Genomic DNA, 6,863 nt, shown 5'->3' with positions numbered 1-6,863 from the left:
GTTCGCCCAAGGCCCTTGCATGTCCGACCCCCGCTATCAAATCGACGTCAGCGTCGTGACCCGCTACCTGAAAGAACAATCCGACCCCGAAAACAGTCGCTTCGCTTTCGCCTACACCATTACCGTGCAGAACAACGGCTCGCTCAGCGCAAAGTTGCTGTCGCGCCACTGGCTGATCACCAACGGTGACGGCGAGGTAGAGGAAGTCCGCGGCGCCGGTGTGGTCGGCCAGCAACCCAACATCGACCCAGGCCAGAGCCACACTTACAGCAGTGGTGCCGTCATCAGCACCCGCGTTGGCACCATGCAGGGCAGCTACCAGATGTTCGCCGAAGACGGTAAGCGCTTCGACGCCGAGATTGCCCCCTTTCGGCTGGCAGTGCCCGGAGCGCTGCACTGATGGCCACCTACGCCGTCGGTGACCTGCAGGGCTGCCTGCAGCCACTCAAATGCCTGCTCGATCGCGTCAGTTTCAACCCCGCCGTCGACCGCCTGTGGCTGGTCGGCGACCTGGTCAACCGCGGCCCCGAGTCACTGGAAACCCTGCGCTTCCTGTACTCGATCCGTCATTCACTGGTCTGCGTGCTGGGCAACCATGACCTGCACCTGCTGGCCGCCTGGCACAACGTCGAGCGCCTCAAGAAAAGCGACACACTGCGCGAGATCATCGAAGCGCCGGACGCCGACCAGCTGTTCGACTGGCTGCGCCAGCAGAAGCTGCTGCATTACGACGAGCCCCGCGGCATCGCCCTGGTTCATGCCGGCATACCGCCACAATGGACCCTTGGCAAGGCCCTGGAGCTCGCTGCAGAGGTCGAGGAAGTGCTGCGTGACGACACCCGCCTGCAGCTGTACCTCGACGGCATGTATGGCAACGAGCCGAACAAGTGGAGCAAGAACCTCGCCGGCGTCGAACGCCTGCGGGTCATCACCAACTACTTCACCCGCATGCGCTTCTGCACGGCCGATGGCAAACTCGACCTCAAGAGCAAGGAAGGCCTGGGTAGCGCGCCCAAAGGCTACAAAGCCTGGTACGCGCACAAGGACCGCCGCTCACGCCACGTGAAGATCATCTTTGGCCATTGGGCCGCTCTGCAGGGTGAGGTCACCGAGCCCGACGTCATCGCCCTGGACACTGGCTGCGTATGGGGCGGCGCCATGACCCTGTACAACGTCGACAGCGGCGAATACCACCGCTGCGACTGCGCCGACGACGGCACCCTGCGCCGGCCGGCACAACCCACTACACTCAACGACCACACCTGAAGGAAGTAGTACCCATGAGCGAATTCAAGCGCATCCCTCCTGAGCAGGCCTTGGAGCTTCGCAAGAAAGAAGGTGCGGTCGTCGTCGACATTCGCGACCCACAGGCCTTCGCCGCCGGCCACATCACCGGCGCCCGGCACCTGGATAACCACTCGGTCGCCGATTTCATCCGCAACGCCGACCTCGACGCGCCAACCCTGGTGGTCTGCTATCACGGCAATTCCAGCCAAAGCGCTGCCGCCTACCTGGTAGGCCAGGGTTTCTCCGACGTGTACAGCGTGGACGGCGGCTTCGAACTGTGGCGTGCGACCTACCCGGCCGAGACCGCCCAAGGCAGCACTGAATAATTTTTTTAATTTTTCCTGCAGCCCGCGCCCCGTGCGGGCTTGCGGCTTATCTGACGAACGGTCATTCGTAACTTCTGCCCTCCTCGCCCCTTGACCTTGCAGATAACCAACTACGCTTAAGCTCAGGCCATCCAAAAAAGGGGAGAGCCGGTACACCGGCGTGCGGGTCATCGGTAGCGTTACAGGGTGTTCTGGGGGGTATACAGCAATCGGCCAACCCGGTTGCATGCCAGCATCAGCTGACTGATCCGGCGTCGTCTCCACGTATCGAGCGAGGTGACGTCATGAGTATTTTTAGCCACTTCCAACAACGTTTCGAGTCTACGCGCCAGGAAGAACTCTCGCTGCAGGAGTACCTCGAGCTGTGCAAAGAGGATCGCAGTGCCTACGCATCGGCGGCCGAACGGCTGTTGCTGGCCATCGGTGAGCCAGAACTGATCGACACCTCTACCAACTCCAGGCTGTCGCGCATCTTCTCCAACAAGGTTATTCGCCGCTATCCGGCCTTTGCCGACTTCCATGGCATGGAAGAGTGCATCGACCAGATCGTGTCGTACTTCCGCCACGCCGCCCAAGGCCTGGAAGAGAAGAAACAGATCCTCTATCTGCTGGGCCCGGTAGGCGGCGGCAAGTCCTCGCTGGCGGAAAAACTCAAGCAGCTGATGGAAAAGGTGCCGTTCTACGCGATCAAGGGCTCGCCGGTATTCGAGTCACCTCTGGGCTTGTTCAATGCCACCGAAGATGGGGCCATTCTCGAGGAAGAGTTCGGCATCCCACGGCGCTACCTCAATACCATCATGTCGCCTTGGGCCACCAAGCGCCTGCAGGAGTTTGGCGGGGACATCTCCAAGTTCAAGGTGGTGAAGCTGTACCCGTCGATTCTTAACCAGATCGCCATTGCCAAGACCGAACCCGGCGATGAAAACAACCAGGACATCTCGGCCCTGGTCGGCAAGGTCGATATCCGCAAACTTGAGGAATACCCACAGAACGACGCCGATGCTTATAGCTACTCGGGCGCGCTGTGCCGGGCCAACCAGGGCCTGATGGAATTCGTCGAAATGTTCAAGGCGCCGATCAAGGTCCTGCACCCCTTGCTCACCGCCACCCAGGAAGGCAACTACAACAGTACTGAAGGCCTTGGGGCGATTCCCTATACCGGGATTCTGCTGGCGCACTCCAACGAATCGGAGTGGCACACCTTCCGTAACAACAAGAACAACGAAGCGTTCATCGACAGGATCTATATCGTCAAGGTGCCGTACTGCCTGCGGGTCAGCGATGAAATAAAGATCTACGACAAACTGCTGGTCAACAGCTCGCTGTCCAAGGCCCACTGTGCCCCAGATACGCTCAAGATGCTGGCTCAGTTCACGGTGCTTTCCCGCCTGAAAGAGCCAGAGAACTCCAATATCTATTCCAAGATGCGCGTTTACGACGGGGAAAACCTCAAGGACACCGATCCAAAGGCCAAGTCGATCCAGGAATACCGGGACTCTGCGGGTGTCGACGAAGGCATGAATGGCCTGTCGACGCGCTTCGCCTTCAAGATCCTGTCCAAGGTGTTCAACTTCGACCCACACGAAATTGCCGCCAACCCGGTGCACCTGCTGTATGTCCTCGAACAGCAGATCGAACAGGAACAATTCCCGGCTGAAGTGCGCGAACGCTATCTGCGCTACCTGAAGGAATACCTGGCACCGCGCTACATCGAGTTTATCGGCAAGGAAATCCAGACCGCCTACCTGGAGTCCTACAGCGAATACGGCCAGAACATCTTCGACCGCTACGTGTTGTATGCAGACTTCTGGATCCAGGATCAGGAATACCGCGACCCGGAAACCGGCGAAATTCTCAACCGCATTGCGCTCAACGAGGAACTGGAAAAGATCGAGAAACCGGCTGGCATCAGCAACCCGAAAGACTTCCGCAACGAGATCGTCAACTTCGTACTGCGCGCACGCGCTAACAACAATGGCAAGAATCCAAGCTGGCTGAGTTATGAAAAGCTGCGGGTCGTGATCGAGAAGAAAATGTTCTCCAACACCGAAGACCTGCTGCCGGTCATCAGCTTCAACGCCAAGGCCAGCAAAGAGGACCAGAAGAAACACAACGACTTCGTCACCCGGATGGTGGAGCGTGGCTATACCGACAAACAGGTGCGCCTGCTGTCGGAATGGTACCTGCGGGTCAGGAAATCGCAATAAAGCGGCAAGCTACGAGCCGCAAGCTGCAAGCTGCCTGGCGTTGGCATTGCTGCCCGCGTCACAGCTTGCAGCGGCGGTGGCTGCTCTTTCTTGCAGCTTGAAGCTTGTGGCTTGCAGCTTGTGGGTTGCAGCTGCATCCAGTCACCGGAGGGACCATGAGCTACGTTATAGACCGACGCCTGAACGGCAAGAACAAGAGCACGGTCAACCGCCAGCGCTTCCTGCGGCGGTACCGCGAACACATCAAGAAAGCCGTCGAAGAGGCGGTGAGCCGCCGTTCCATCATGGATATGGAACACGGCGAGCAGATCAGTATTCCCGGGCGCGACATCGACGAACCCGTCTTGCATCATGGTCGTGGGGGCAAACAGACCATCGTGCATCCTGGCAACAAAGAGTTCACTGCCGGTGAACACATCCCACGGCCGCAAGGCGGTGGAGGCGGTGGCGGTCGCGGCAAGGCCGGCAATTCCGGCGAGGGCATGGACGAGTTCGTCTTCCAGATCACCCAGGAAGAATTTCTCGAATTCATGTTCGAAGACCTTGAGCTACCCAACCTAGTCAAACGTCACCTGACTGGCGCCGATACCTTCAAGACTGTTCGCGCCGGCATCGCCAACGAAGGCAACCCGTCACGCATCAACATCGTGCGCACCCTGCGCTCGGCCCATGCCCGGCGTATCGCCCTGACCGGCAGCAGCCGCGCCCTGCTGCGCGAAGCACAAAAGGAACTCGATCGCCTGCGGGTCGAAGAGCCAGACAATTTCACCGATATCCAGGAAGTCGAACAGGAAATCGAGCGCCTGAAGGCACGTATCAACCGCCTGCCCTTCCTCGACACCTTCGACCTCAAGTACAACCTGCTGGTCAAGCAACCCAACCCCAGCTCGAAGGCAGTGATGTTCTGCCTGATGGACGTATCCGGCTCCATGACCCAGGCCACCAAGGACATCGCAAAGCGCTTCTTCATCCTGCTGTACCTGTTCCTCAAGCGTAACTACGAGCGCATCGAAGTCGTGTTCATTCGCCACCACACCAGTGCCCGGGAAGTCGATGAAGAAGAGTTCTTCTACTCGCGGGAAACCGGCGGCACCATCGTCTCCAGTGCCCTCAAGCTGATGCAGGAGATCATGGCCGAGCGCTACCCGGCCAGCGACTGGAACATCTATGCCGCGCAGGCTTCTGATGGCGACAACTGGAACGACGACTCGCCCATCTGCCGCGACATCCTCTCCAAACAGATCATGCCGCATGTGCAGTACTACACTTACGTTGAGATCACCCCCCGTGAACACCAGGCGCTGTGGTATGAATACGAGCGTATCGGAGATGCTTTCCCCGACACGTTCGCCCAGCAGCAGTTGGTATCGGCCGGCGATATCTACCCGGTCTTCCGTGAACTCTTCCAGCGCAGGTTAGCCACATGACCGCCAGAGCACAGAGACGCCAACCCATTTCCACTGGGTCCGAGTGGACGTTCGAGCTGATCCAGACCTACGACCGGGAAATCAGCCGCTTGGCCGAGCGTTACGCCCTGGACACCTACCCCAACCAGATCGAGGTCATCACTGCCGAACAGATGATGGACGCCTACGCCTCGGTCGGCATGCCGCTGGGCTACCACCACTGGTCCTACGGCAAGCAGTTCCTCAGTACGGAAAAGTCCTACAGCCGCGGCCAGATGGGCCTGGCCTACGAGATCGTGATCAACTCCGACCCTTGTATCGCCTACCTGATGGAAGAAAACACCATGTGCATGCAGGCACTGGTGATTGCGCACGCGTGCTACGGCCATAACAGTTTTTTCAAAGGCAATTACCTGTTCCGCACCTGGACTGACGCCAGTTCGATCATCGACTATCTGGTGTTCGCCAAGCAGTACATCGCCCAGTGCGAAGAGCGCCACGGTATCGATGCTGTGGAGGACTTGATCGACTCCTGCCATGCCCTGATGAACTACGGTGTCGACCGCTACAAGCGGCCTTACCCTATTTCTGCCGAAGAAGAGCGGCGCCGGCAACAGGAGCGCGAAGAGCACCTTCAGCGTCAGATCAACGACCTTTGGCGGACAATTCCGAAAAACGCCGAAAAGGGTAACGACCGCGATGAGGGGCGCTTCCCCGCCGAACCGCAGGAAAACATCCTGTATTTCATCGAGAAGAACGCCCCGCTGCTTGAACCCTGGCAGCGTGAAGTAGTGCGCATCGTGCGCAAGATCGCCCAGTACTTCTACCCGCAGCGCCAGACCCAGGTGATGAACGAAGGCTGGGCAACCTTCTGGCACTACACCCTGATGAACGACCTGTACGACGAGGGGCTGATTACCGAAGGCTTCATGATGGAGTTCTTGCAGTCGCACACCAGCGTGGTGTTCCAGCCCGGCTTCGACAGCCCGTACTACAGCGGCATCAACCCCTACGCGCTGGGCTTTGCGATGTACACCGACATCCGCCGCATGTGCGAAAACCCCACCGAAGAAGATCGCCACTGGTTCCCCGACATTGCCGGCAGTGACTGGCTTTCTACCATCAAGTTCGCCATGAGCAGCTTCAAGGACGAGAGCTTCATCCTGCAGTATCTGTCGCCCAAGGTGATGCGCGACCTCAAGTTGTTCAGCATCCTCGATGACGACCAGCGCGACGACCTGCTGGTGCCCGCCATCCATGATGAGGCCGGCTACCGGGTGATTCGGGAGCAGCTGGCAGCGCAGTACAACCTGGGCAACCGCGAACCAAACGTACAGATCTGGAGCGTCGACCGCCGCGGAGACCGCTCGCTGACCCTGCGACACCAGCAACACAACCGCAAACCGCTGGGCGACTCGACCGACGAAGTGCTCAAGCACCTGCATCGCCTGTGGGGCTTCGATATCCACCTGGAGACCGTGCAAGGCGAGCAAGTGATGAGTACTCACCACATGCCGCCGCGCGGCGAGCATAGCGAAAGCGCCGACTACGGTCGCATGGACCTGGCCGTTATCCACCACCTCTGATGCAACCCCATGACCGCCGACGGGTTATCCTGTCGGCAGTTATGGAGAGCT

Annotated in this window: 6 protein-coding genes; all 6 read left to right on the top strand. The window is 59.1% G+C overall.

Annotated features, from left to right (window positions below):
* The first annotated feature begins 19 nt into the window (after positions 1-19).
* The 6 genes from apaG to ACK59Z_RS12610 all read left to right on the top strand — a co-directional run bounded on the left by apaG (position 20) and on the right by ACK59Z_RS12610 (position 6,812).
* Positions 20-400 carry a Co2+/Mg2+ efflux protein ApaG gene (gene apaG / locus ACK59Z_RS12635; RefSeq protein ID WP_003255559.1) on the top strand — a complete coding sequence of 127 codons (381 nt, stop codon included), beginning with the start codon at positions 20-22 and terminating at the stop codon, positions 398-400.
* Positions 400-1,266, top strand: coding sequence for a symmetrical bis(5'-nucleosyl)-tetraphosphatase (locus ACK59Z_RS12630; RefSeq protein WP_003255561.1), 867 nt, complete (start codon positions 400-402; stop codon positions 1,264-1,266). The genes apaG and ACK59Z_RS12630 overlap by 1 nt, the downstream gene beginning before the upstream one ends.
* A 14-nt stretch (positions 1,267-1,280) precedes the next feature.
* Complete coding sequence (gene glpE, locus ACK59Z_RS12625; protein ID WP_003255562.1) at positions 1,281-1,613, top strand: thiosulfate sulfurtransferase GlpE; 333 nt, start codon at positions 1,281-1,283, stop codon at positions 1,611-1,613.
* A gap of 284 nt (positions 1,614-1,897) precedes the next feature.
* Entirely contained in the window at positions 1,898-3,820 is a 1,923-nt protein-coding gene (locus ACK59Z_RS12620) for a PrkA family serine protein kinase (RefSeq protein ID WP_003255563.1), read from the top strand.
* Positions 3,821-3,975: 155 nt separating this feature from the next.
* Entirely contained in the window at positions 3,976-5,247 is a 1,272-nt protein-coding gene (locus ACK59Z_RS12615) for a YeaH/YhbH family protein (protein ID WP_003255564.1), read from the top strand.
* The gene (locus tag ACK59Z_RS12610) at positions 5,244-6,812 is read left to right on the top strand and encodes a SpoVR family protein (RefSeq protein WP_003255566.1); all 1,569 of its coding nucleotides are present in this window, start codon (positions 5,244-5,246) and stop codon (positions 6,810-6,812) included. The genes ACK59Z_RS12615 and ACK59Z_RS12610 overlap by 4 nt, the downstream gene beginning before the upstream one ends.
* Positions 6,813-6,863: the final 51 nt, after the last annotated feature.

The organism is Pseudomonas sp. KCJK9058, assembly GCF_046230975.1.
Lineage (GTDB): Bacteria > Pseudomonadota > Gammaproteobacteria > Pseudomonadales > Pseudomonadaceae > Aquipseudomonas > Aquipseudomonas alloputida.
The sequence above is the reverse complement of the archived record's forward strand: the minus strand, read 5'-3'. Positions and strand labels throughout refer to the sequence as shown.

Coding starts and splice junctions, on each gene's coding strand:
- apaG (WP_003255559.1), top strand. CDS start 20: ATGTCCGACCCCCGCTATCAAATCGACGTCAGCGTCGTGACCCGCTAC.
- ACK59Z_RS12630 (WP_003255561.1), top strand. CDS start 400: ATGGCCACCTACGCCGTCGGTGACCTGCAGGGCTGCCTGCAGCCACTC.
- glpE (WP_003255562.1), top strand. CDS start 1,281: ATGAGCGAATTCAAGCGCATCCCTCCTGAGCAGGCCTTGGAGCTTCGC.
- ACK59Z_RS12620 (WP_003255563.1), top strand. CDS start 1,898: ATGAGTATTTTTAGCCACTTCCAACAACGTTTCGAGTCTACGCGCCAG.
- ACK59Z_RS12615 (WP_003255564.1), top strand. CDS start 3,976: ATGAGCTACGTTATAGACCGACGCCTGAACGGCAAGAACAAGAGCACG.
- ACK59Z_RS12610 (WP_003255566.1), top strand. CDS start 5,244: ATGACCGCCAGAGCACAGAGACGCCAACCCATTTCCACTGGGTCCGAG.